General features: G+C 70.5%; 22 protein-coding genes. 5 read left to right on the forward strand and 17 right to left on the reverse strand.

The window, feature by feature from the left end; translation table 11 throughout:
• Positions 1 to 9: 9 nt before the first annotated feature.
• From ACFV9G_RS03695 to ACFV9G_RS03720, 6 genes are read right to left on the reverse strand one after another with little or no spacing between them, the layout of a single operon-like run.
• Positions 10 to 1,134 (reverse strand): agmatine/peptidylarginine deiminase, encoded by a 1,125-nt coding sequence (locus tag ACFV9G_RS03695; protein ID WP_378724974.1) that lies wholly within the window; start codon positions 1,132 to 1,134, stop codon positions 10 to 12.
• Positions 1,135 to 1,180: 46 nt separating this feature from the next.
• Complete coding sequence (locus ACFV9G_RS03700; protein WP_378724976.1) at positions 1,181 to 1,312, reverse strand: hypothetical protein; 132 nt, start codon at positions 1,310 to 1,312, stop codon at positions 1,181 to 1,183.
• A gap of 21 nt (positions 1,313 to 1,333) precedes the next feature.
• The gene (locus tag ACFV9G_RS03705) at positions 1,334 to 1,612 is read right to left on the reverse strand and encodes a hypothetical protein (RefSeq protein WP_378724978.1); all 279 of its coding nucleotides are present in this window, start codon (positions 1,610 to 1,612) and stop codon (positions 1,334 to 1,336) included.
• Between the two features lies 1 nt (position 1,613).
• Positions 1,614 to 3,557, reverse strand: coding sequence for an acetate--CoA ligase (gene acs, locus ACFV9G_RS03710; RefSeq protein WP_378724979.1), 1,944 nt, complete (start codon positions 3,555 to 3,557; stop codon positions 1,614 to 1,616).
• Positions 3,532 to 3,942, reverse strand: coding sequence for a DUF779 domain-containing protein (locus ACFV9G_RS03715; protein WP_378724981.1), 411 nt, complete (start codon positions 3,940 to 3,942; stop codon positions 3,532 to 3,534). The genes acs and ACFV9G_RS03715 overlap by 26 nt, the downstream gene beginning before the upstream one ends.
• Positions 3,942 to 5,465, reverse strand: a complete 1,524-nt coding sequence (locus tag ACFV9G_RS03720; protein WP_378724982.1) for an aldehyde dehydrogenase family protein — start codon at positions 5,463 to 5,465, stop codon at positions 3,942 to 3,944. Before ACFV9G_RS03720 ends, ACFV9G_RS03715 begins: the two co-directional genes overlap by 1 nt.
• Positions 5,466 to 5,632: 167 nt before the next feature.
• Between ACFV9G_RS03720 and ACFV9G_RS03725 the strand changes: the two genes are divergently transcribed.
• The 5 genes from ACFV9G_RS03725 to ACFV9G_RS03745 all read left to right on the forward strand — a co-directional run bounded on the left by ACFV9G_RS03725 (position 5,633) and on the right by ACFV9G_RS03745 (position 11,883).
• On the forward strand, positions 5,633 to 6,844 hold the full coding sequence (locus tag ACFV9G_RS03725) for a GAF domain-containing protein (RefSeq protein WP_378724984.1): 1,212 nt from the start codon (positions 5,633 to 5,635) through the stop codon (positions 6,842 to 6,844).
• Between the two features lies 1 nt (position 6,845).
• Positions 6,846 to 8,090 carry an iron-containing alcohol dehydrogenase gene (locus ACFV9G_RS03730; RefSeq protein ID WP_378724986.1) on the forward strand — a complete coding sequence of 415 codons (1,245 nt, stop codon included), beginning with the start codon at positions 6,846 to 6,848 and terminating at the stop codon, positions 8,088 to 8,090.
• A complete protein-coding gene (locus ACFV9G_RS03735) occupies positions 8,087 to 9,478 on the forward strand; it encodes a sensor histidine kinase (protein ID WP_378724988.1) in 1,392 nt (463 codons plus the stop codon). The genes ACFV9G_RS03730 and ACFV9G_RS03735 overlap by 4 nt, the downstream gene beginning before the upstream one ends.
• Positions 9,475 to 10,158: a response regulator gene (locus ACFV9G_RS03740; protein ID WP_378724990.1), complete on the forward strand. Its 684-nt coding sequence runs from the start codon at positions 9,475 to 9,477 to the stop codon at positions 10,156 to 10,158. Before ACFV9G_RS03735 ends, ACFV9G_RS03740 begins: the two co-directional genes overlap by 4 nt.
• Before the next feature lie 483 nt (positions 10,159 to 10,641).
• Positions 10,642 to 11,883 carry a DUF222 domain-containing protein gene (locus tag ACFV9G_RS03745; protein WP_378724992.1) on the forward strand — a complete coding sequence of 414 codons (1,242 nt, stop codon included), beginning with the start codon at positions 10,642 to 10,644 and terminating at the stop codon, positions 11,881 to 11,883.
• 178 nt (positions 11,884 to 12,061) lie between these two features.
• On the opposite strand, the gene ACFV9G_RS03750 is transcribed toward ACFV9G_RS03745, so the two are convergent.
• From ACFV9G_RS03750 to mftA, 11 genes are all read right to left on the reverse strand, one after another.
• A complete protein-coding gene (locus ACFV9G_RS03750; protein WP_378724994.1) occupies positions 12,062 to 12,667 on the reverse strand; it encodes an acetate uptake transporter in 606 nt (201 codons plus the stop codon).
• 242 nt (positions 12,668 to 12,909) lie between these two features.
• The gene (gene mftM / locus ACFV9G_RS03755) at positions 12,910 to 13,830 is read right to left on the reverse strand and encodes a mycofactocin oligosaccharide methyltransferase MftM (RefSeq protein WP_378724996.1); all 921 of its coding nucleotides are present in this window, start codon (positions 13,828 to 13,830) and stop codon (positions 12,910 to 12,912) included.
• Positions 13,827 to 15,347, reverse strand: coding sequence for a VWA domain-containing protein (locus ACFV9G_RS03760; protein WP_378724998.1), 1,521 nt, complete (start codon positions 15,345 to 15,347; stop codon positions 13,827 to 13,829). Before ACFV9G_RS03760 ends, mftM begins: the two co-directional genes overlap by 4 nt.
• Positions 15,348 to 15,366: 19 nt before the next feature.
• Positions 15,367 to 16,557: an AAA family ATPase gene (locus ACFV9G_RS03765; protein WP_378725000.1), complete on the reverse strand. Its 1,191-nt coding sequence runs from the start codon at positions 16,555 to 16,557 to the stop codon at positions 15,367 to 15,369.
• Positions 16,558 to 16,644: 87 nt separating this feature from the next.
• Positions 16,645 to 17,937, reverse strand: a complete 1,293-nt coding sequence (gene mdo / locus ACFV9G_RS03770; protein WP_378725002.1) for an NDMA-dependent methanol dehydrogenase — start codon at positions 17,935 to 17,937, stop codon at positions 16,645 to 16,647.
• A gap of 101 nt (positions 17,938 to 18,038) precedes the next feature.
• Positions 18,039 to 19,445 (reverse strand): mycofactocin biosynthesis glycosyltransferase MftF, encoded by a 1,407-nt coding sequence (mftF, locus tag ACFV9G_RS03775; RefSeq protein ID WP_378725004.1) that lies wholly within the window; start codon positions 19,443 to 19,445, stop codon positions 18,039 to 18,041.
• On the reverse strand, positions 19,442 to 20,137 hold the full coding sequence (gene mftE, locus ACFV9G_RS03780) for a mycofactocin biosynthesis peptidyl-dipeptidase MftE (protein WP_378725006.1): 696 nt from the start codon (positions 20,135 to 20,137) through the stop codon (positions 19,442 to 19,444). The genes mftF and mftE overlap by 4 nt, the downstream gene beginning before the upstream one ends.
• Positions 20,121 to 21,323 (reverse strand): pre-mycofactocin synthase MftD, encoded by a 1,203-nt coding sequence (gene mftD, locus ACFV9G_RS03785; RefSeq protein WP_378725008.1) that lies wholly within the window; start codon positions 21,321 to 21,323, stop codon positions 20,121 to 20,123. The genes mftE and mftD overlap by 17 nt, the downstream gene beginning before the upstream one ends.
• Positions 21,320 to 22,552 (reverse strand): mycofactocin radical SAM maturase, encoded by a 1,233-nt coding sequence (gene mftC, locus ACFV9G_RS03790; protein WP_378725010.1) that lies wholly within the window; start codon positions 22,550 to 22,552, stop codon positions 21,320 to 21,322. Before mftC ends, mftD begins: the two co-directional genes overlap by 4 nt.
• Entirely contained in the window at positions 22,549 to 22,833 is a 285-nt protein-coding gene (gene mftB, locus ACFV9G_RS03795; protein WP_378725012.1) for a mycofactocin biosynthesis chaperone MftB, read from the reverse strand. Before mftB ends, mftC begins: the two co-directional genes overlap by 4 nt.
• Positions 22,833 to 22,937 carry a mycofactocin precursor MftA gene (gene mftA / locus ACFV9G_RS03800; protein ID WP_378725014.1) on the reverse strand — a complete coding sequence of 35 codons (105 nt, stop codon included), beginning with the start codon at positions 22,935 to 22,937 and terminating at the stop codon, positions 22,833 to 22,835. Before mftA ends, mftB begins: the two co-directional genes overlap by 1 nt.
• Positions 22,938 to 22,959: the final 22 nt, after the last annotated feature.

Raw genomic sequence — 22,959 nt, forward strand, 5'->3', positions numbered from 1 at the left:
GCGGCGGGATCAGTCGAGCGGCTTGCCGGGCTGGTCGTGGGTGGCGCAGTGGATGCCGCCGCCACCGGTGGCGATGGTGTCGATGTTCACCGGCACGATGTCGCGACGGGGAAAGTGCTCCTGCAGGATGCCTCGCGCACGGTCGTCGGCCCTCCTGTCACCGAACTCGGGCAGATAGACGGCATCGTTGCCGATGTAGAAGTTCGCGTACGTGCAGAGGAAGTCGTCGCTGTAGCCCCGGATCCGGTAGGGATCGGGCTGAGGCAGGTCGATGACCTCGAAGCGGCGGCCCTTCGCGTCGGTCGCCTCGCTCAGCACGGACATGGCCTGGTCCGACGAGCGGGACCAGGAGTCGGCGGGTGTGCCGGGGAAGGCGCGGTCCAGGAGGATCACGCCGGGCGCGGTGAACCGTACGAGGCTGTCGACGTGTGCGTCGGTGATGTCCTCGCCACGCACGCCCTTCAGCCAGATCACCTTCTCCATGCCGAGGACCTCCTCGAGCTCGGCCTCGATCTGGTCGCGGCTCTTCCCGGGGTTGCGGTTGTCGTTGACGATCGAGCTCTCGGTGATGAGGAGCGTGCCCTCGCCGTCCGTCTCGAAGGAGCCGCCCTCGGCGACGAGAGGCGCCCGCTCGCGGGGGATCTCGTACTCCGCGAGCAGCCTCCGGCCGACCCGGGCGTCGTTGTCGTGAACCTGCTTGTCGCCCCAGCCGTTGAAGTTGAGGTCGACACCCACGGCCTCTCCGCCCTCTTCGACGAAGAGCGGCACGGTGTCACGGGCCCACAGGTCGTCGACGGCGAGCGGGATGACCTCGACGTCGGCACCGCACGCCTTCTGCGCCGCGGCCACCTGATCCGGGCGGGCCAACATCACGACGTACTCGTACTCCGCGATCGCCCGGGCGAGGCGCGCGATGTCCCGCCGTACGTGACGGAGGTCTTCGCCCCAGACGGTCTCCAGCGCGGGCCACGACATGAACGTGCGGGCGTGGCTCCCCCATTCGGCACCGAGGCGGCGCGCGGCGGTCGATCTGCTCGGATCGCCGGGTCCGCACGCCGCGGTGCCGAGGGCGAGCGCGCCGATCCCGGCGAGTGCGCGCAGAGCGGCCCGGCGTGAGAGGCGGAAGTCGGGCAACGGGTCTCCGATCGTGAGGGGATGTCCCTGTTGACCGAATTCTCAGTCATGACGAGCGCAGAAGTCCTGCCAGCACCTGCAACCAGCGAGGACCAGCCGGCAGCACGCCCTCGCGAGTGTGCAGCCCGAGCTGATGGAACACCTCGGGGCAGCTGCAGGTGTGGATCACGGTCTTCATGGATCGTCCTCTTCCTCGGGGTCACATGGTCTTCAGGGAGCCCGACACGGTGCGGGTCGGGCGTGCCGCGACGGAGCATTCGGCGCACCACCGGCGGATGTCCTCGGACCGCAGCTGCCAGAAGGCGTGCCACCCCTGGGCCGGAGCACCGCAGATGGTCACCTGGGTGCCGATGCGCTTGAGATGCGCCTCGCCCCAGGGGGCCGGAGCCGCGGTCCTGGCAGGCTGGCGGTGCCTGGCCACGATGATCCAGCTGCGCCCGATCGTCCTGGGATCGACGCCGGTGGCGGGCACGGCCATCTCATCCCTCCGCGATCAGCGCCATGACGCTCGGGTCGCTGAGCGTGGTGGTGTCGCCGACGTCCCTGCCTTCGGCGACATCGCGCAGGAGGCGGCGCATGATCTTCCCGGACCGCGTCTTGGGCAGCTCCGGGACGATTCTGATCTGCCGCGGCTTCGCGATGGCCCCGATCTCCGTGGCCACATGGCCGCGGAGCTCCTGGATCAGCGCCTCGCCGGTGTTGCCGTCCCCGGAGCGCAGGATCACGTAGGCGACGACCGCCTGGCCGGTGGTCTCGTCGGCGGCACCGACGACGGCTGCTTCGGCGATCCGCGGGTGGGAGACCAGGGCGGACTCGATCTCGCTCGTGGAGAGGCGGTGACCGGACACGTTCATCACGTCGTCGACGCGGCCCAGGATCCAGATGTCGCCGTCCTCGTCCTTCTTGGCGCCGTCACCGGCGAAGTAGTAGCCGAGGTCCGCGAAGCGGGTCCAGTACGTCTCGACGAAGCGGTCGTCGTCCTGCCACAACGTGCGCAGCATGGCGGGCCACGGCTTGGTGAGGACCAGGTAGCCGCGCGACCCGTTCGGCACCGAGCGACCCTCCTCGTCGACCACGTCGGCGCCGATGCCGGGCAGCGGCCGCATCGCCGAGCCGGGCTTGCCGGCGGTCACCCCGGGGAGGGGGCTGATCATCATCTGACCGGTCTCGGTCTGCCACCAGGTGTCGACGACGGGACAGCGGTCACCACCGATGACGTTGCGGTACCAGAGGTACGCCTCGGGGTTGATCGGCTCGCCGACCGACCCGAGGAGCCGCAGCGAGGTGAGGTCGTACCCGTCCGGGATCTCGCGTCCCCACTTCATGAACGTCCGGATCGCCGTCGGGGCGGTGTAGAAGAGGGTCACGCCGTACTGCTGGATGATCTCCCACCAACGACCCCGGTGCGGGCTGTCGGGCGTGCCCTCGTAGAGCACCTGGGTGACACCGTTGGCGAGCGGGCCGTAGACGATGTAGCTGTGACCGGTGACCCAGCCGATGTCGGCGGTGCACCAGTAGACATCGGTGTCGGGCTTGAGGTCGAAGACGGCATGGTGGGTGTAGGCCGCGCCGGTCAGGTAGCCACCGGTGGTGTGCAGGATGCCCTTGGGCTTGCCGGTCGTGCCCGAGGAGTACATGACGTACAGCGGGTGCTCGGAGTCGAACGCCTCGGGCGTGTGCTCCGGGGAAGCAGCGTCGACGACGTCGTGCCACCACAGATCGGTGGCGTCGTCGAAGGGCACGTACTCCCCGGTGCGGCGCACGACGAGGACGTGGTCGACCGGGCTCTTGCCGCCCAGCCGCGCCAGGGCGGCGTCGACGGCCGGCTTCAGCGCCGACGGGGCCCCGCGGCGGTAGCCGCCGTCGGAGGTGATGACCAGCTTGGCCCGGCAGTCCTCGATCCTCGAGGCGAGCGCCTCGGCCGAGAACCCACCGAAGACCACGGTGTGGGTCGCTCCGATGCGGGCGCAGGCCAGCATCGCGACGATGGCCTCGGGGATCATCGGCAGGTAGATCGCGACCAGATCGCCACTGACCACTCCGAGGTCGGTCAGCGCGTTGGCGGCCCGGGACACCTCGTCCTGGAGATCGGCGTAGGTGAGGTCCCGGGTGTCACCGGGCTCGCCGACGAAGTGGAAGGCCACCTTGTCACCGCGACCGGCCTCGACGTGTCGGTCGACGCAGTTGTACGCCGCGTTGAGCTTCCCGCCCACGAACCACCGCGCGTGGGGCGCGTCGGACCAGTCCAGCACCTCGGTGAACGGCTCGGCCCAGGTCAGACGCTCGGCCTGCTCCGCCCAGAAGCCCTCGACGTCGGAATCGGCCCGGGCGTACGCCGCTTCGGTGACGTTGGCGGCAGCGGCCAGGGCGGCGGGCGGCTCGAAGCGGATCGGATGGTCAGTGCTGAGCAGTTTCTCGGTCAAGGCTCTGCGCCTCCTCGTCGGTGAACAGTCGAGATCGGATCAGGAACCGCACGCCCTCGGGCGCCTCCAGGGAGAAGCCGGCGCCGCGTCCAGGGACGACGTCGATGGTGATGTGGGTGTGCGACCAGTACTCGAACTGCGCACGCGACATCCAGACGGGCACCCGGTGGTCCAGCCCGATGTCCAGGTCGCCGAGGTGGATGTCGGCGTCGCCGAGCAGGAAGTCACCGTTCGGGTAGCACATCGGGGCCGAGCCGTCGCAGCATCCACCGGACTGGTGGAACATGACCGGCCCGTGGATACCGACGAGGCGGCGGAGCAGAGCCGCCGCCTCGTCGGTCACGGCGACCCGCGCCGGAAGGGAGGAGGCGTGGGTCGCGCTCATCAGAAGAACCCGAGTGCGTCGGGGCTGTAGCTGACGAGCAGGTTCTTGGTCTGCTGGTAGTGGTCCAGCATCATCTTGTGGGTCTCGCGGCCGATGCCGGACTGCTTGTAGCCACCGAAGGCCGCGTGGGCCGGGTAGGCGTGGTAGCAGTTCGTCCAGACCCGGCCGGCCTTGATCTCCTTGCCGGCCCGGAAGGCCTGCGACCCGTCGCGCGACCATACGCCGGCGCCGAGGCCGTACAGGGTGTCGTTGGCGACCTTGAGGGCGTCGGCCTCGTCGTCGAAGCTGGTCAGCGAGACGACCGGCCCGAAGATCTCCTCCTGGAAGATCCGCATCGAGTTGTCGCCCTCGAAGACGGTCGGCTGCACGTAGTAGCCCTCGGCGAGGTCGCCCTCGAGGATGTTCCGCTCGCCACCGGTGAGGACCTTGGCGCCCTCGTCCTTGCCGATCTCGATGTAGGACAGGATCTTCTCGAGCTGGTCGTTGCTGGCCTGGGCACCGATCATCGTGGTGTCGTCGAGCGGGTTGCCCTGCTTGATCTTCTCGACGCGGGCGATGGCGTCGCCGACGAAGTCGGAGTACATCGAGCGCTGGACGAGCGCACGCGACGGGCAGGTGCAGACCTCGCCCTGGTTGAGGGCGAACATCGTGAAGCCCTCGAGCGCCTTGTCGTAGAAGGCGTCCTTCTCCGCGGCGACGGAGTCGAAGAAGATGTTCGGGCTCTTGCCGCCGAGCTCGAGGGTCACCGGAATGATGTTCTGGCTGGCGTACTGCATGATCAGGCGGCCGGTGGTGGTCTCACCGGTGAAGGCGACCTTGGCCACGCGCGGCGAGGAGGCCAGCGGCTTGCCGGCCTCGACGCCGAAGCCGTTGACGACGTTGAGCACGCCGGCGGGCAGCAGGTCGCCGACCAGCTCCATCAGCTTGAGGATCGACCAGGGCGTCTGCTCGGCCGGCTTCAGGACCACGCAGTTGCCCGCGGCGAGCGCCGGGGCGAGCTTCCAGACCGCCATCAGGATCGGGAAGTTCCACGGGATGATCTGGCCGACCACGCCCAGCGGCTCGTGGAAGTGGTACGCCACGGTGTTCTCGTCGATCTCACCGATGGTGCCCTCCTGGGCACGCAGCACTCCGGCGAAGTAGCGGAAGTGGTCGATGGCGAGCGGGATGTCGGCGGCGAGCGTCTCGCGGACCGGCTTGCCGTTCTCCCAGGTCTCGGCGACGGCGATCGCGGTGAGGTTCTCCTCCATCACGTCGGCGATCTTCAGCAGAGTGTTGGCCCGCTCCGTCGTCGAGGTCTTCCCCCACGACGGAGCGGCAGCATGTGCGGCGTCCAGGGCAGCCTCGATGTCCTCGGCCGTGCCCCGGGCGATCTCGGTGAACGGCTTGCCGTTCACCGGCGAGATGTTCTCGAAGTAGGCACCCTTGACCGGGTCGACCCACTGGCCGCCGATGTAGTGGCCGTAGCGGCCTTGGACGGTGACCAGCGAGTCGGGCTGGCCAGGAGCTGTGTATACGGTCATCGGGACTTCTCCTCAGGCAGTTCAGGCATTGGGGCGTGATCGTGGTCACAGACGCTAGAAACGCCGAGGTTGCAGCAACGTTGCGACCACCGGACGCCGGCGAAGATCGACCGAAGCAACGTGAATGCAACCTTCAAATGTGACCCTCATCACTTGAGGAGGTCGGGATGAACCACACTGAGCAGAACCCCTCGATGCGCGCAGCCGTGGCTGACTCATGGCACCGATCCGCTGCCGCCGGGGTGACCGCGGACGACACGTCCGCGCCGATCACGCTCCCCGAGGACCAGCTGAGGGACATCCGCGCGGCCCATCCGCTGGCGCGGGTGTTCCCGCTCCTCGACGACGTGCTCGGGCAGGCGGCGCGCGACTGCGACGCGATCATGGCCGTCTCGGACGAGGCCGGTCAGCTGCTCTGGGTGTGCGGTGCTCCGGCGGCGCTCCGGCGCGCGGAGCGGATCGGTTTCGTCGCGGGGAGCAACTGGGACGAGCGCCTGGCCGGTACGAACGCGCCCGGGCTCGCGCTCCGGCTCGATCGGCCGACCAGCGTCGTCGCCGCCGAGCACTTCCGGCGCTCGGTGCAGCAGTGGAGCTGCGCCGCGACCCCGATCCACGACCCGGGCGACTCACGCCTGCTCGGCGTCCTCGACATCACCGGCGGCGACTCCATCGTCGTACCCCAGACGATGGCGATGGTCCGCGCCGCGGCGAGGCTGGCGGAGTCCGAGCTCGCCCGCGAGCAGCTGCTGCCGCGGCAGCCCGAGACACGACCGGGCTGGGCACGCATCGCGGTGGAGACGCTCGGCCGTCAGGACCTGCTGCTGTCGATCGACGACGGGCGCGGACATCGCGCGCAGCTGCGGCTCTCCCCCCGCCACAGCGAGATCTTCCTGCTCCTCGCCAGCGCCCCGCGCGGGCTCTCGGGCGACGAGCTCGCGGTCCTGCTGTACGAGGACGACGGCGGCTCCTCGACGCTCCGCGCCGAGCTGAACCGGCTGCGCAACCTGCTCGGGGAGGAGTTCCTCGCCTCCCGGCCCTACCGGCTCACGACCGAGGTGACCGGCGACTGGCTGGGCGTGGAGGCACGACTCGCGGTGGGCGACGTCGCGGGCGCGCTCCGCTGCTATCGCGGCCCGATCCTGCCGCGCTCGGTGGCGCCCGGCGTGGTCCGGCTCCGCGAGACGCTGGCGCAGCAGCTGCGCGCGGCGGTGCTGCAGTCGGGTCAGCCCGACCTGGTCTCGACCTGGACGCGGTCGGCGTGGGGTGCCGACGACTACGAGATGTGGCTCCGGCTCCGGGCCCTGCTGCCGTCCGGCTCCCCGTTGCTGGCGCTCGCGGACGGCCAGATCGCCCGGCTGGACCGCGAGGTCGGTCTCTGAGATGGCCGTCGGAGCGGCGCCGACGACGGCGGTGATGGCACGCACCTGGGAGCTGGCTCCTCGCCAGGAGCAGGTCCCACCGACCAGCGCCCCGCTGGACCAGGTCGTGAAGTTCCAGGCGCCCGAGGTGGTCTTCGGGCACAACTCGCTCGAGGAGGCGGGCTATGCCGCCTCCCGGCTGGGGGCCCGGCGACCGTTCGTCGTCACCGACCCCGGCATCGTCGAGGCCGGCTGGGTCGACGAGCTGCTCCGGCTGCTCCGGGCCGAGGGTCTCGTCCCGGTGCTGTGGACCGAGGTCACGCCGAACCCCAAGGACCACGAGGTACGCCGCGCCTACGAGCGCTACGTCGAGGCCGAGGCCGACGTCATCGTGGCCATCGGCGGCGGCTCCTGCATGGATGCGGCCAAGGGTGTCGCGGTGCTCTCGGGCAACGGTGGCGACATCCTCGACTACGCCGGGATCGACCAGATCGCGCGCCCGATCCCGCCGATGCTGATGATCCCCAGCACCTCGGGGACCGGCGCCGACGTCTCCCAGTTCTGCATCGTCACCGACACCGACCGCCGCGTGAAGATCACGATCATGGGCCGCGCCCTGGTGCCCGATGTCTCGATCACCGACCCTCGGCTGCTGACCACCATGCCGGAGGCGCTCAACGCCGCGACCGGTCTGGACGCGCTCACCCACGGCATCGAGTCGTACGTCTCGCTGGCGCACAACCCGCTGGCCGACGGCCACGCGATCAGCTCCGTCGCACTCGTCTGCCGGCACCTACGCTCGACCGTCACCCACCCGGGCGACATGGAGCACCGCGCGATGATGGCGCAGGCGAGCCTGCAGGCGGGCCTGGCCTTCACCAACGCGATCCTCGGCGCGACCCACGCGATGAGCCACCAGGTCGGCGGGCTGCTCGACGCCCCGCACGGCGTGGTCAACGGCGTCCTGCTCCCGCACGTGATCCGCTACAACGCGCGCTCGGTCCCCGATCGGTTCGTCGGCCTCGCCCGAGCCGCCGGCCTGCCGGTCGACGGCGTCCCCGGTGACGTCGCGGCCGAGATGCTCGCCGATCACGTCAGACGCCTGGCCGACGATGTCGGCGTACCCCGGCGGCTGCGGGACCTCGGGGTGACCGACACCGATCTCGACACCCTGTCGGTGACGACGCTCGACGACGCCTGCCTGACGACGAATCCGCGACCGGCGAGCCGCGCCGAGATCCACGCGCTCTTCCGGACTGCGCTATGAGCGCGCCCGATCTGGCGGCACTGACCGGCGTACGTTCCGGCAAGCGCTCCTATTACCGTGCGTTCCTGCGCTCGGACGAGCGGATGCAGCAGGCCGTACGCGCCATGGACTCGATCTCGCGGGCGCTGGTGCGCACGGTCGAGGGTCCGCGGGCGCTCCTGGAGGAGGTGGCCCGCGCCGCCGCGGTGCACCTCGCCGCGGAGTGGACGATCCTGGCGCTGGCCGACGGCCATCTGCCCGGCGCGAGACCGAGGTTCATCGTCGTCGGCCATGACGGCCGGGTGGTCGGTGACGAGGAGGAGCTCCCCGGAGTCGTACGTCGCGAGCTCGGCGCGATCCGTGCCGGACATGCGACCGGGGCGCCCGGGCCGGCTCGCTGGGTCCGGGTGCCGATGACGCTGGAGAGCGTCATGATCGGCAGCCTGGTCGGTCTCCACGGGCTCGCCGACGACCCGGAGCCCGGGGACCTGTCGGTGCTGCGGATCCTGGCCAACGAGGCCGCGGTCGCGCTGCACACCTCGGAGCAGTACCAGGCCGGGCTCGCCCAGCACCGCCGCGCCCAGCGGCTCTACGACGAGGTCGGTGCCCGGGAGCGCGACCTCGAGCAGCGGACCCGCGAGCTGCGCCAGGCCGAGGAGCGGCTGCTGGTGGCGCGACAGCGAGAGCTGGTCGACCACGAGCGCCACCGCATCGCGCGAGAGCTCCACGACAGCGTCACCCAGTTCGTGCTCTCGGCGGGGATGTCGGTCGAGATCGCGCGCGGCGAGACGGAGGACCTCGGACCGGCCGGCGAGCGGATCACCGAGCTCCTCGGCACCGCGAAGCAGCTCACCCAGGACGCCGTCGAACAGCTCCGGCGGGCGATCTACGCGCTGCACCAGCCGCACCGAGACACGGTGTCCTCGCTGCCCGAGCTGCTGCACGAGGTCGCCGAGCACCACCGTCCGCACCTGGACGTGTCGGTGCGGGTGGAGGGCGAGGTGTGCCCGATGCCCGCGGAGGCCAAGCACGACATCGCCCGCGCGGTCGGCGAGGCGCTCTTCAACGTGGCGATCCACGCCGAGGCCAGCCAGGCGGTGCTCCGGCTCCGCTACCGCAAGCACGAGCTCTACGTCGGGGTCGCCGACGACGGCTGCGGCGATCCGGGCCTGCTCGCCCGGAAGCTGCGGCTCGAGCGCGGCGCCTCGGTCGACGGCAGGCACCGGGGCCTGGCGAACATCGAGACCCGGATCGGCGAGCTCGGCGGCACCGTCGCGTTCCGGCGCTCGCACCTCGGCGGCGTGCGGGTGGAGCTGCGGGTGCCGCTGCCGGTCGTCGACCGCGGCCGAGGAACGATCTGCGGGCTCATCGAGGACCCGCAGCAGCCGCTCGAAGGGATGGACCCATGAACACGCTCAGCCCGCCGCAGGCGGTCCCCGACCAGGCCACGGCCGGCATCGACGTACTGCTGGTCGATGATCACGCGATCGTCCGTCAGGGTCTGCGCTCGATCCTCGAGCGCGAGCCCGGCCTCCGGGTCGTCGCGGAGGCGGCGACGGCGGCCGAGGCGCTGGCTCGGGTCAACAGCGCTCGTCCGGACATCGTGCTGCTCGACCTGAAGCTCTCCTCGTCCTCGGACGCCGAGGGCCTCGAGCTGTGCGCCGCGTTGACCCAGCGGCACCCGGAGGCGCTGATCCTCGTGCTGACGACGTTCCTGGACGAGCAGCTGGTGATGCAGGCGATCCGCGCCGGCGCCCGCGGCTACGTCGTCAAGGACGTCGACACCACCGGGCTGGTCCGCGCGATCCGGGACGTCGCGAGCGGCGGGAGCGCCTTCGACGCGCGCTCGGCGGCGGCGATGATCCGTGGCGTGAACATGCCGGTGACCAGCGACGACTCCGAGCTCACCGCCCGCGAGCTCGAGGTGCTGGAGCTGCTCGCGCACGGGCTGTCGAATCGTGCGATCGGCCACCGGCTCTACATCTCCGAGACCACCGCCAAGTTCCACGTGGGCAACATCCTGCGGAAGCTGGGCGTCAGCCGCCGGGCCGAGGCGGTGTACGAGGCGTCCAAGCTCGGCCTCCTCTGACCCGGAGGTTGTTGTCGGCTCGCTGGCCGCCTTCTTGTGGGGAGGCTTGATGTGTGTCCGTCTGGTCTCGTGCCTGGGTTCCAGCGCGGGTGGGGCCAATACCGTGTCTGGGTTGGGAGATTTTGAACCAGGGTGTCTGGGTTGGGTGCCATTTGCCTGACTTGCCTGGGTTCCAGCAGCGGCCTGGGTTTGGGTTGGGATACCTGTCCCTGATCGGGTTTTCTGCCTGTTTTCGATGGCTTGGGTTGCGTACGTGTGGTAGGCTCGGCACAGGCGTTAACGTGATGGCCGACCACCTCTCAAAGAGGCGTGCCTTTCTACCCGAGACACAACGGGTGTGGGGTAATCCAGGGGAACCAGGGGCGTGCACGCTGAGCTGCGAGGGTAAGTAATAGCCCGTACTGCCGGGCCTCCGAGACCAGCGAACCAGAACACACCTGCGTCAGCGGGTGTGAAGAGTTCGTACGTCGGGAGGTGACCGTGATGACCACGCTGCAACAGCCCCAGCATCCTGTGCTCGGGGCGGTGGTCGCGATCACGACCTCCCTCGAGCAGGTTGCTGAGGCGAACCCGGCGTTCATGGCCACCGACCAGAAGGCCGCCACCCTGCTCGAGATCGCCCGCGCCAAGGCGCAGCTGGCTGAGCTCGAGCTCCGGGTGCTCGCCACCGCTGATGATGTGGCCGCAGAGTCCGCGGCCCGGGATGTCGCGGCGTGGCTGCATCACCACACCCACCAGCGCCCCGAGACCCTGCGCGCCGACCTGCGGCTCGCCGATGCCCTCGACCGGACCTACCACCGGGTCGCGGCGGCGATGCGGGCCGGCGACTGCAACTCGGCCCAAGCGCAGGTGATCGTCGCCGCCCTCGACGATCTCCCGGCCGGCCTCGACCCGGAGATCAGGACGAAGGCGGAGGAGACCCTGGTCGGCTACGCCACCGAGTTCGACCCCGCCCAGCTACGCCGGCTGGGGCGCCGGATCCTGGACGTGATCGCCCCCGAGATCGCCGAGGCCGAAGAAGCCCGACGCCTCGCGGCCGAGGAGGCCCACGCCCGCAAGAAGACCCGACTGGCCATGCGCCGCCTCGGAGACGGCACCACCCGGATCTCCGCCGTGGTCCCGGATGCGGCCGCGGACCGGTTGGCCACCAACCTCGAAGCCTTCGCCTCACCCCGACGCGATGACGGCACCCGCACCGAGACCGGCGACTACCTGCCCTACGACCGCCGCCTGGGGCTCGCGTTCTGCCAGCTGTTGGAGACCCTCGACCCGGCCCGGCTCCCGATCCATGGCGGGGACGCGACCACGGTGATCGTCACCATCGACATCGACCAGCTCCGCACCGAGGCCGGCATCGGCAACCTGGTTGGCGGGAGCCCGATCACCGCAGCCGAAGCCCGGCGCCTGGCCTGCACCGCCTCGATCATCCCCGCCGTCCTCGGGCATGACTCCGAGGTCCTCGATCTCGGGCGTAAGGAACGGTTCTTCAGCGCCGCCCAACGCCGCGCCCTCCTGCTCCACTCAGCGACCTGCGAGGCCGAAGGCTGCGACATCCCCGGCACCTGGGCCGAAGCCCACCACTGGATCGCCTGGGCCAAAGGCGGCGCCACCGACCTCGACAACGCCGCCCTCTTCTGCGCCCATCACCACCACCGCGCCCACGACTCTGAGTATCTCCACGAACGCCTCCCCAACGGCGACGTCCGCTTCACCAGACGCACCTAGGCCGACCGATCAGAGCCAGCCCACCACCCCCGACCCGGCGCATCTGCCCACCCGAACCCGCCGAGTCGGCGCATCCGTGGCGCTTCTTGCGGACGATTCGCCAGACCCACGAAGTGGTGCGTCCCGGAAGTTCCTGGGTGCGCCAACCGATCAGGAACTTCCAAGACACGCCTCTAGGTCACGGCACCGGCAGGACCGTGCGGTCCCAGGTCGTGTTCACGATGATCGCGGCGGAGGCGTAGAGCGCCACCAGGGCGTCGAGGATCAGCAGATAGCCGGCGGTCCGGCCGAGGGCTGCGCTGCCGAGGAACGACCCGAACGCCGCGAGGTAGAAGACCCCGGCCAGGAGCACGAAGATCACGATCGTGGTGGTGTTGGTGCGGAGTGCCGCCAGCAGCATGTACGACGTGAACACCGCCCACGCCAGCAGGAACATCCCCGTGATCGTCTCCCCGCCCGCGGTCACCATCGGGCCGTAGAACTGCACGAGCAAGGCGTAGGAGAGCCAGAACCCGGCGTACGCGGTGAACACCAGGGCAGGGAACGTCTCACCTCGCCGGAAGTGGACCAGGCCGGCCACGAGCTCGGTCGCGAAGCCCAGCGCCAGCGCGAGGGGCAGGACTGCCGGCAGCGCGGCAGCGTCCACGATCCCCGACATCACGGTGGCCAGGACGAGCGCCGAGATCCCGAAGCTGGCCAGACCGAGAGGGAACGGGTCGCCCCACGTCGCCGGCGCGACGGCTCGAGTGGTCGGTACCTCTGCATCGATGGATGTGTTCGTCATCAGTTCCTCCAGGGATTCAACCGTCGTCCGGCTGGGCCACGGTTCTCCGAAAGTAGTGACGTACGACACACCCGCGGACCCGCCGAGTGGGCGGTCGCGCACCTGCCCTCGGGTAGGTCTCCAGCGCCGTCGCGTACGGCCGATGGACAGGTCGGACCGGGCTCTGACCAGGCCTGACGCGGCAGCAGCAGGATGGCTGCGGGTGCGCGTCGTCGACGGACAGGTCGACCGGTGAGGAACGATCAGCGGTCGGTGTCGATGATCAGCCAGCCGCCGTGGTGCTCGATCACCCGGTGCGGGCGTCCCGAGGCCGCGCCCCAGGCGGCGAGGTCCTCCAGCGACACCGTCCGGACGTGTCCCCAGGTCTCGTCGGGCTCGTCCTCGAGAGGTACCGCGATCACCACGCGGCGTCGCGCCACCCGGATCGCCTCCGCGACCGCCCGGTCGCCGAGGTCGGGCTCGAGGTGCTCGAGCAGGTGGATCAGGAGCACGTTGTCGGTCGCGCCGCCCTGCCACGGCAACCTCGTGGCGTCCGCCGCGCGGGCGGCCAGGGGGATGTCGAGCCGGGCTGCCGCGGCGTTCAGCAGCGCGACGGTGCCGGCGGAGATGTCCGAGGCGGTCACCTGCCGTCCGGCGGAGGCCAGCCGGAGCGCGAGGAACCCGAAGCAGCAGCCCACCTCCAGGACGGAGCCGCTCGCGAGCTGCTGCTCGACGAAGCGGTAGACGGGGGCGTACTCGGCGACGGTTCCGTGCGGAGCGCCGGCGCCGCCGGGCCGGCGCAGCTCCTGCTCCACGCGCCGCAGGGTGTTGCGGTAGAACGCGGACCAGGCCTGCTCCGGATCGGGAGCGCTGCTGACCACGACGCCGGTGAAGAGCCGCTCGAACAGGTCCGGGCCACGGAGCCAGCCCGGCTGGAACAGCTCCTCGGCCAGCAGACCGGAGAGGTCGTCGTCGATCTGGTCCGTACGCAGACAGTGGATCAGGTGGACCTGGTCCCCCTCGCGGTGCACGTCGAAGTGGCGGGTGCGGATCGTCCCGAGCTGGCGCCGCGGGCGGGTGCCCTGCCAGGACCGGACGCTCACCACCCCGTCCTGGTAGACCCCGGCCTCGGGGCCCGGCCGCAGCGCGTCGATCACCGCCAGGCGGCTGGGCGGTGTGGTCATCGGCCGACCGACATCGCCTGGGTGACGTTGTCCAGCCCGCGCAGGTTCCGGACGACCTGGACCTTGTCGCACCACTCCGCGTACTCCGGCAGGTCACAGCCACCGAGCGCCCACGAGTAGCGCGGCTCGGGGGTGAGCCAGATCGTCAACCGGGCGCGCCGGGTGAGCTCCTCGAAGGCGGCGAAGCCGGGATCCTTGCCGTTGCCGCGGCCGTCACCGAGGATCACCAGCGTGGTCCGCCGGTTGACGGCCGAGCCGAACTGCTCGAGGAACTGCTCGAACGAGGAACCGTAGTCCGAGTCCGCGTCCACGTCGAGCACGCCTCCGGCCGGCAGGCCCGCCAGCACCAGGGACAGCGCGTCCTCGATCCGGTGCTCGGCGAACAGGTCGGTGATCTCCACCAGGTCCTTCACGAACGCGAAGGACCGGACAGAGGTGGCGACCGACTGCAGGCTGTGCAGCAGGTGCAGCGTGAAGCGGGCGGTGGAGCGTACGGACAGGGAGACGTCGCAGAGCACGAGCAGCCGGGGCCGGTCGTGCGCCTTGGCGACGGTCACCGGCCTGAACGGGACACCGTCGTACTTCATGTTGGTGCGCATCGTCCGCCGGCCGTCGACGATGCCGCGCGCGGCCACCGTACGCCGCGGGCGCGGGGCGCCGTGGAGCTTCCTGAGCAGCCGCCGCAGCGACTCCTCCAGGGCGGCACGGTCGTGCTCGGCGACGGTCTCGGCCTGTGCCGCCCCAATCTCCCGGGACTCGATCTCGCGCTCCATGCTCATCAGCCGCTGGAGATGGTCCCGGATCCGCTCCGGGAGCGTGGCCAGCCACGGCGAGAGGGCCTTGCGCAGCTCCTCGAGCGCCTCGTCGTCGTCGACTGCGCTCTCGGGCTCGCGCTCCTCGAGCCAGCTCAGCAGCGCGATCTCCTCCTGCACCGACAGCTCCGTCTCGAGCTGCATCCCGGCGTCGCGGATCAGGTCACCCGGGTTGCCGGGGTTGTGCATCCGGCTGGTCGAGAGCTGGACCCGGGCGGCCTCGCCGGGGCTCGACGCGGGATCGTTGGAGAGCACGATCTCGTCGGTGAGCGCGGCGATGTCGATCTTGTTCGCCTCCTGGTGGAGGTTGTAGCGCTGCGCCATGTCCTCGGGCTTGAAGTACTCCTTGATGTCGTCCGGCTTGCCGTGGCTGTGGCCGTCCTCCGGCACCTCGCCCGGCTCGTCGGAGAGCGTGAAGTCGGTGAGCTCGCCGTCGTCGGAGAGGTCGTCGTGGGTGTGGCCGTGCTCGTCCTCCTCCTCGACCACCGGCCGCAGCCCGAAGAACCGGTCGAAGACCAGGTCGAACATGGCCAGATCGCGGCGGTCCTTGACCAGGCTCGCGGTCAGCGCGGCGTGGAGCAGATTGCGCTGCTCGAGCACCCCCGGCTGCGCGACCGCGTGCATCGCGTCGATCACCTCGGCGGTGCTCACGCGTACGCCGTAGAGCCGGAGCAGCCGGATGAAGCGGTGCAGTGCGGTCTCCATGTCGGGCCTCGATCCCGGCTCAGACCGGACGCTTGCGGGCCGAGGGGAACGCCCGGCTGCCCTGACTCGTCGAGACCGACGGGGCCGTACGCGGCCCGGTGCCGCCGGCACCGCCGTAGTAGCCCGCGTTGTGCCGGCCGGGCCGGTCCTTCGCCTTCCGCTCGGCGCGACCGTCGACGTCGTCCTCGACGCGGTCCTCGGCTGCGGCGTGGGAGTGGCCATGACCGTGCCCGTGACCATGCCCGTGGCCGTGCAGGTGGTCGGGCACCTCGGCGTTCGGGTCGACGAGCCGCGGCAATGCCTCCATGACCCGCTTCAGGTCGCGCTCGTACTTGACCACGACGTTGAGCGTCGTGGAGAGCACGTCGGCGGTGAGCTCCTCGACGCCGAGCACCGCCAGCGTGCGGGCCCAGTCGACGGTCTCGGAGATGCTGGGCGCCTTGCGCAGCTCGAGCTCGCGGATGCCGCGGACGATGTCGACGAGCCGGGCCGCGAGCGAGTCGGCGAGCCCGGTCTCCTTCGACCGGATGATCTCCAGCTCACGGGCCGCGTCGGGGTAGTCGAGGAACAGGTGCAGGCAGCGGCGCTTGAGCGCGGCGGAGAGGTCGCGGGTGTTGTTCGAGGTCAGCACGACGTACGGCATCGTCCTGGCGGTCACCGTGCCGATCTCGGGGATGGAGATCTGGAACTCCGCGAGCAGCTCGAGCAGCACCGCCTCCAGGGCCTCGTCGGCGCGGTCGACCTCGTCGATGAGCAGCACGACCGGGGTGTCGGAGTCGATCGCCTCGAGCAGCGGCCGGGCGGCCAGGAAGCGCTGGGAGAAGAACACCGAGTCCTGCTTGGCGATCCGCTCGACGGCCTCGTTCAGGTCGGCGGCGTCCTCGACGACCTGGCCGATCTTCTCGCGCAGGATCTGGGTGTAGAGCATCTGCTTGCCGTAGTCCCACTCGTAGAGCGCCTTGGTCTCGTCCTGGCCCTCGTAGCACTGCAGCCGGATCAGGCGCCGCCCGGTCGCGGCGGCGAGGCTCTCCGCCAGCTGCGTCTTGCCGACGCCCGCCGGGCCCTCGAGCAGGACCGGCTTCTCCAGCCGCGTCTGCAGGAAGACCGTGGTGGCGAGCCGGTCGTCGGCGAGGTAGCCGCACGCCGCCAGCTGGGCGCGGGTGTCCTCGACGTCGGTGAAGCCCTGGATCGGTTCGGTGGTGGTCGACACGTGCACTCCTCGAGGTGATGGGTGGGGCGAGGTGGCGGGTCCGGCCGGTGATCTCAGTGGGCCGGACCCGCCACGAGGGGGAGACGATCAGCCGAGCAGGTCGTCCAGGTCGCCGTTCAAGCAGTGGTCGACCACCGGACGTACGGTCTCGAACGTGCACTCCTTGGCGTTGCCCGGCGTGCAGGCGTCACCGAGGACGTGGTGGGTGATCCGGTCGACGTCCGCGGCGTCGCCGAGGATCGTCGGGGCGTTCTCGTAGTAGGCGGTCGGACCCTGGCCGAGCCGGTTCTTCGAGTACGTGTCCTTCGTGACGTCCACGAACCGCTCGGTGATCCCGACGTCGCGCAGCAGCCGGATGGCCGCGGCGAGCGCCGCGTCGGCGGCCTGCACGTCGGTCATGCCGTGGGTGTCGACGCCCATCGCTCGGGCGATGTCGGCGAACCGCTTGTAGTGCGTCGGCATGTTGAACGCCCACACCCGCGGCAGCGCGATCGCGTTGTTGAGGCCGTGGTGGGTGTCGTAGAACGCGCTGATGGCGTGGCTGATCGAGTGGATGATGCCGAGGCCGCCGGAGTTGAACGCCTGGGCGGCGATGTACTGGGCGTACATCATCCCCTCGCGGCCACCGAGGTCCTGACCGTTCCACACCGCCTGCCGCAGGTTCTCCGAGGTCAGCTTGATCGCGTGCAGCGCGTTGCCGAGCGAGGGCTGGAAGTTGATCCGGGAGACGTACGGCTCGCTGGCGTGCGCCAGGACGTCGAAGCCGCACTGCGCGGTGTAGTCGACCGGGCAGTCGAAGTAGAGCACCGGGTCGTCGATCGCCAGGCTGGCGACCGAGGCGTCGTCGAACGCGACGTACTTGTGCGGGTTGTCCGGGTCGGTGGTGGTGTCGGTGATGACGTACGCCCAGGACGTCTCGGACCCGGTGCCGGCCGTGGTCGAGACGGCGATGTGCGGCGGGTTCTTCGGGTTCTCGGACATGTTGAAGCCCTCGAACTCGTTGACGTTGCGGCCGTCGTGGGCGACCGAGATGCGCGCGCCCTTACAGGCATCGTGCGACGAGCCGCCGCCGATGGAGACGAACGAGTCGCACTCGTTCTCCTGGTAGAGCTTCACCGAGTCCATGACGTTGTAGTCCTTGGGGTTGGACTCGACCTTGTCGTACACGACGACCTCGAGGCCGTGGTACTTCATCGACTCGACGATCTTGTTGACGATGTCCGTGCCGCGCAGGCCGGACGTCATCACCAAGGTCTTGCGGAAGCCCATCTTGAGGGCCTCGGGCCCGATCATCTCGTGAGCGCCGGGGCCCATGAGGGCTCGAGGGAACGGGTGGAACTCCTTGATCGGGAAGGGCTTGAGTAGTTCGTCGACCTGCATGGCAAACCTCCGTTGGTGTGTGACGCTCAGCACATTAGGTACGCCGACAGAGCCGCGAACAGGCGAGGAAGGGGAAACAGGCCGGCCCGGGAGGGGTCTACCTACCCGTTGGGAGAGGTGCCTCCCTGCCCGGTCTTCTGGCCCGGTCGGCGCGGCAGCAGACAGGTGATCGAACGCGCTCTGAGCGCGCCGGCCCAGAGGCCCGCGCCGTACGCCATGTCGTCCAGCCGCCGGGCCAGCGGCCGGTATCTCGTGCCTGGGTTGTCGACCCGGGCGACGACCACGTCGACGACCAGCGAGGCCGCGAGGGCGCGCCGGACCAGGGCGCTGTGCGGGGCGAGGAGCACGGTCAGTGGCCACCAGTGCCGCAGCAGCAGCGCGGCCTCCTGACGGACCGTCCAGCCGAGGCCCTGGGCGCAGAGCTGGACCGCGAGCCGGTCCCGTCCAGGGGTCTCCGGCAGCCGCCTTCGCAGCGAGAGCGTGCCGTAGGCGATCCCGGCCGCGGCGACCGGGAGGGACCACCGGCGGTGCACCATCAGGGCGGCCGCGGTGGCCGCCATGCTCACCGTCATCACCGCCGGCGCGCCCTTGCGGCCGTGTCTGACGGCGAGGTCGGCGCCGCCGGTGCCGTAGAGGTACTTGCGGCCCAGCCAGCCGCGGACCGTGGTGCGGGTGTCGTGCCAGGCCACCCGCTCCGGGTCGTAGCGGACGACCTCGCCCGCCTCCACCAGCCGCCAGACCAGATCGACGTCCTCGCCCACCCGCATCGACTCCTCGAACCCCGCTCCGAGCCGGTCCGTACGTCCCACCAGGCAGGCGCTGGGCAGCCAGCCCACCGCGGCCCCGGGGCGTACGACGCAGGCGCGGGTGCCGAGGGCGAGGGAGGAGTCGTCCTCGTCGAAGCGCTCGAACCACCGCGGCGCCCGGCTCCGGGCGCGGCTACGGACCAGCGGCGCCACCAGCGCGACGCGGCTGTCGGCGAAGTGGCGGGTGAGGGCCAGGAGAGTGCTCGCCTCGACGGTGACGTCGGAGTCGACGAAGGCGACGTACGGGGTGCGCACCGCCCGCAGGCCGGCGTTGCGGGCGCCGGCGGGGCCGAGGTTCTCCGGCAGCTGCAGGAGATGGGCGCCGTGCCGGTTGGCGACCCTCGCGACGGCATCGGGATCGAGGGAGGCATCGTCGACGACGATGCGGTGGAGGGCTCCCAGCGAGGCGAGGGCGCGGTCGAGCTGGTCGGGCCGGTCTCGCACCGGGATCACGACCGTGACCTCGCCCGGGTCCACCCCGGGACCACTGAGCACGGGATCGGCCAGGTTGCCGTCGACGAGCCTCGACGCGAGCGCGTCGGTCGCCGCGTCGACCACCGTCACCTCGCCGTCCGCCAGCAGCGCCAGCGCCGCCTTGGTCAGCCGGACGGCCCGCAACGGCGAGCCGCCGACCAGCAGCCGCCGGTCGATGCGGCGTACGTCCTCCCGGACCCGGACCCGGAAGCCGATCGGGTATCTCACCCCACTGCCACGCCGCCGGGAGCCAGCACGTCCATGGTCGTCTGCTCGATCATCGTCGTCAGCGCCTCCGCACCCGCTGCCGCCGTCGCCCCGGTCGGGTCGCCGAGGACGCCGTTGGCAGAGACTGCCGCAACCCCGCCCGTCCGCATGAGCGGGAGGATCTCGGCGAGCGGCCGGGTGTCGCCCGGCTCGGCCAGCTCCAGACGCACCGACTCGGGGCGCAGGTGCAGCATCAAGGACGTCTCGGTGCGGCCCGCATGCAGGTCGAAGTCCTCGGTGCGGCACGGCAACCAGCACGCCTGCTGGCGCTCGAAGGCGAGCTGGTTGACCGCGCTGGTCAGGGCGGCGGCGTTGCCGCCGTGGCCGTTGACGAGCACCACCCGCTCGGCCCAGGTGCGGGCCGAACGGACGAGCTCGACGACGACCAGGTGGAGGGCGTCGCTGCCGATCGACACGGTGCCGGCGAACGACTGGTGCTCGCCGCTGGAGCCGATCGCGACCGGCGGCGCCGTCCAGCTCTGGACACCCTGCTCCGCGAGCCGTTCGGCCACCCCCTGCGTGACCGCCGTCGCGATCGTCGTGTCGGTGTCGAGGGGAAGGTGCGGCCCGTGCTGCTCCAGCGACCCGACGGGCACCAGCAGGACCGACCCGCTGCCGACCTGCGGCCAGGTGGCGTCACCCAGTGCGTACATGGAAGCCCTCCGGGACGAGCAGGTGCTCGGGCCGCAGCTCGGTGACCGACCCGACCGCGAGCCCCCGCAGCGCCGAGTCGATGCCACCGCTCAGCACGTCGAGGACGTTCTCGACCCCGGCCTGGCCGTTGGCGGCCAGGCCCCACAGATAGGCACGGCCGATCAGCACCGCCTTCGCGCCGAGCGCGAGCGCCTTGACGACGTCCGAGCCGCGGCGTACGCCTCCGTCCATCACCACGTCGACCTGGTCGCCGACGCGGTCGGCGATCGGCTTGACCATCCGGATCGCGGCCGGGGTGCCGTCGAGGTTGTTCCCGCCGTGGTTGGACACGGAGATGCCCGCGACCCCGGCATCGACCGCACGGAGCGCGTCATCGACCCGGCACACGCCCTTCAGCACGAACGGGGTGCCACTGATCTGGTGCCACTGCTCGCGCATCCAGGCGACATCGTCCCAGCTCGGCGGCGGGGTGGTCATCCACTCGTAGTAGGCACCGAAGAACGTCGGCGCGCTCCCGCCCGGCGGGGCGAGGTTCGGGGCGGTGAGGTCGGGGAAGGAGCCCGTGCGCCCGAACTGCCACGCCCACCGGGGCCGGGCCGCCACCTGCGGCGCCAGCCGCATCATCGTCCGCAGGTCGACCTTCTCCGGGATCTCCGGGCTGCCCCAGTCGCGGCCCATCGAGAAGGACCAGTCGAGCGTGGCGATCAGGCCCTGGGCGCCGGCGGCGTGCGCCCGCTGCATGCGCTGGACGATCGTGTCACGGTCGCCGGTCCAGTACATCTGGAAGAACGTGGTCGCGCCGGTCGCCGTCACCTCCTCCACTGACCTCGAGGCGAAGTTGGACAGGCCCATGATCGTGCCCCGGGCCGCGGCGGCCCGGGCGACCGCGACCTCGCCGTCGGGGTCGACGGCCTGGACCCCGGTGGGGCTGATCAGGACCGGCAGCGGGACGGAGTGGCCGAAGACGGTCGTCCCCAGGTCGCGCTTGGCGTGCTGGCCGACGACGTGCGGTGCCCAGCCGAGCTCGGCGAAGGCGTCCTGGTTGGCGGTCATGCTCTGGCCCCGCTCGGAGCCGGCCACGAGCGCGCCGTAGACCGGCTTCGGCAGCCGGCGGCGGGCTCGTTCCTGAGCCACCGCGACCGACTCGAACCACGGGTTCTTCTTCCAGGGGTTCTCGAGCCTCACGACAGGTCACCTCCGGCGAGCGGGTCCTCGTTGCAGGCGGAGACCGGGCGCCGCCGGGTGGTGCCGAGGTTCAGCAGCACCGGTGCGTTGCGGCTCGCCTGGCTTCGGGAGTGGTCCTGGCTCGCCTGCGGGACGAGCCGGTCGCCGGCCAGCGCAGTCTCGCCGTACCCCTGGACGCACTCCGGGTCCGGTCCGTCCAGCGGCAGCCCGGTGAAGAACTTCGCGGCCATGCAGCCGCCGCGGCAGGCGTCGAAGTGCTGGCACTTCGTGCACGCTCCGCCGGTCTGCGGCGAGCGCAGTTCGGTGAACAGCGGCGAGGACTGCCACACCTCCTTGAACCCTCCCTCACCGAGCAGGTTGCCGGCCAGGAACTGGTCGTGGATCGCGAACGGACAGGCGTACACATCGCCGATCGGGTCGATCAGGCACACCACCCGCCCGGCGCCGCACAGGTTGAGGCCCGGCAGCGACTCTCCGTAGGCGGCCAGGTGGAAGAACGAGTCTCCGGTGAGCACGTCCTCGCCATGAGCCATCAGCCAGTCGTAGAGCTCGCGCTGCTGCTCGGGCAGCGGATGCAGCTCGTCCCAGACGTCGGCGCCGCGACCCGACGGGCGCAGCCGGGTGAGGCGCAGGGTGGCGCCGTACTCGTCCGCGATGGCCTTGAAGTCGTCGAGCTGGCCGATGTTCTCCCGGGTGCAGACGACGGAGATCTTGGCGTCGGAGAAACCGGCGTCGCGGAGGTTCCTCAGGGCCTTGAGCGCGGTGTCGTACGAACCCGCTCCGCGGACCCTGTCGTTGACCTCCGCCGTCGCGCCGTCCAGGGAGATCTGTACGTCGACATAGTCCGTCGAGGCCAGGAAGGCAGCGCGCTCGGGAGTGATCCGGAAGCCGTTGGTGGAGAACTTCACGCCGACCTGGTGGTCGACGGCGTACTCCACGAGCTCCCAGAAGTCGGGGCGGATCGTCGGCTCGCCGCCGCCGATGTTCACGTAGAAGATCTGCATCCGCTGCAGCTCGTCGATGACCGCCTTGCACTGCTCGGTGCTGAGCTCGCGCGGGTCGCGCCGGCCCGAGCTCGACAGGCAGTGGGCGCACTCGAGGTTGCAGGCGTACGTCAGCTCCCAGGTCAGACAGATCGGGGCGTCCAGGCCGAACTCGAACTGCTCGACGAGACTGCCGCCTGCGGGACGGCCCGTGGGAGTGGTGGGGCGTTCTGGTGCGAGGGTCACGCTGCCTCCTCATGGCGGGGGCGGATCATGTCGGTCTCGGCGAGGGCGCGGAGCGCCGCTGCGTACGCGTCGTGCTGCTCCGGCGGGATGCCTGCGGCGTCGAGCGCGCTGCCGAGACGAGGGTGATGCTCGAGGAGCCGGACCACCTCGACCAGCTCCGGCCGCTTGAGGAAGGTCAGCTTCCGGTTGCCGAAGTGGTAGGCGAGAGCCCCGAAGGGCTCAGGACGCAGCGCCACCGAGGGCGAGAGTGTCCACGGCTCCTCGAGCATGCGATCGGGCATCAGTAGACGCCGCACATTCCGTCGATCGAGACCTCCTCGATGAGGTCCTCGGTGGCGACGTCGGTGGCGATGTCGGTCGGGTTCGACTCGTTCTGGGGTTCCATCTGCTGCTCCTCTCACGGGGTG

This window comes from Nocardioides sp. NPDC059952, from assembly GCF_042730435.1.
In the GTDB taxonomy this organism is placed as follows: Bacteria; Actinomycetota; Actinomycetes; order Propionibacteriales; family Nocardioidaceae; genus Nocardioides.

Excerpts from the sequence above, each read along its gene's own strand:
- ACFV9G_RS03730 (WP_378724986.1), top strand. The coding sequence starts at position 6,846 with ATGGCCGTCGGAGCGGCGCCGACGACGGCGGTGATGGCACGCACCTGG.
- ACFV9G_RS03760 (WP_378724998.1), bottom strand. The coding sequence starts at position 15,347 with ATGGAGACCGCACTGCACCGCTTCATCCGGCTGCTCCGGCTCTACGGC.
- ACFV9G_RS03720 (WP_378724982.1), bottom strand. The coding sequence starts at position 5,465 with ATGACCGTATACACAGCTCCTGGCCAGCCCGACTCGCTGGTCACCGTC.
- ACFV9G_RS03705 (WP_378724978.1), bottom strand. The coding sequence starts at position 1,612 with ATGGCCGTGCCCGCCACCGGCGTCGATCCCAGGACGATCGGGCGCAGC.
- mftE (WP_378725006.1), bottom strand. The coding sequence starts at position 20,137 with ATGTACGCACTGGGTGACGCCACCTGGCCGCAGGTCGGCAGCGGGTCG.
- mdo (WP_378725002.1), bottom strand. The coding sequence starts at position 17,937 with ATGCAGGTCGACGAACTACTCAAGCCCTTCCCGATCAAGGAGTTCCAC.
- ACFV9G_RS03745 (WP_378724992.1), top strand. The coding sequence starts at position 10,642 with ATGACCACGCTGCAACAGCCCCAGCATCCTGTGCTCGGGGCGGTGGTC.
- mftB (WP_378725012.1), bottom strand. The coding sequence starts at position 22,833 with ATGCCCGATCGCATGCTCGAGGAGCCGTGGACACTCTCGCCCTCGGTG.
- mftM (WP_378724996.1), bottom strand. The coding sequence starts at position 13,830 with ATGACCACACCGCCCAGCCGCCTGGCGGTGATCGACGCGCTGCGGCCG.
- ACFV9G_RS03715 (WP_378724981.1), bottom strand. The coding sequence starts at position 3,942 with ATGAGCGCGACCCACGCCTCCTCCCTTCCGGCGCGGGTCGCCGTGACC.
- ACFV9G_RS03735 (WP_378724988.1), top strand. The coding sequence starts at position 8,087 with ATGAGCGCGCCCGATCTGGCGGCACTGACCGGCGTACGTTCCGGCAAG.
- ACFV9G_RS03740 (WP_378724990.1), top strand. The coding sequence starts at position 9,475 with ATGAACACGCTCAGCCCGCCGCAGGCGGTCCCCGACCAGGCCACGGCC.
- mftA (WP_378725014.1), bottom strand. The coding sequence starts at position 22,937 with ATGGAACCCCAGAACGAGTCGAACCCGACCGACATCGCCACCGACGTC.
- ACFV9G_RS03750 (WP_378724994.1), bottom strand. The coding sequence starts at position 12,667 with ATGACGAACACATCCATCGATGCAGAGGTACCGACCACTCGAGCCGTC.
- ACFV9G_RS03700 (WP_378724976.1), bottom strand. The coding sequence starts at position 1,312 with ATGAAGACCGTGATCCACACCTGCAGCTGCCCCGAGGTGTTCCATCAG.
- ACFV9G_RS03725 (WP_378724984.1), top strand. The coding sequence starts at position 5,633 with ATGAACCACACTGAGCAGAACCCCTCGATGCGCGCAGCCGTGGCTGAC.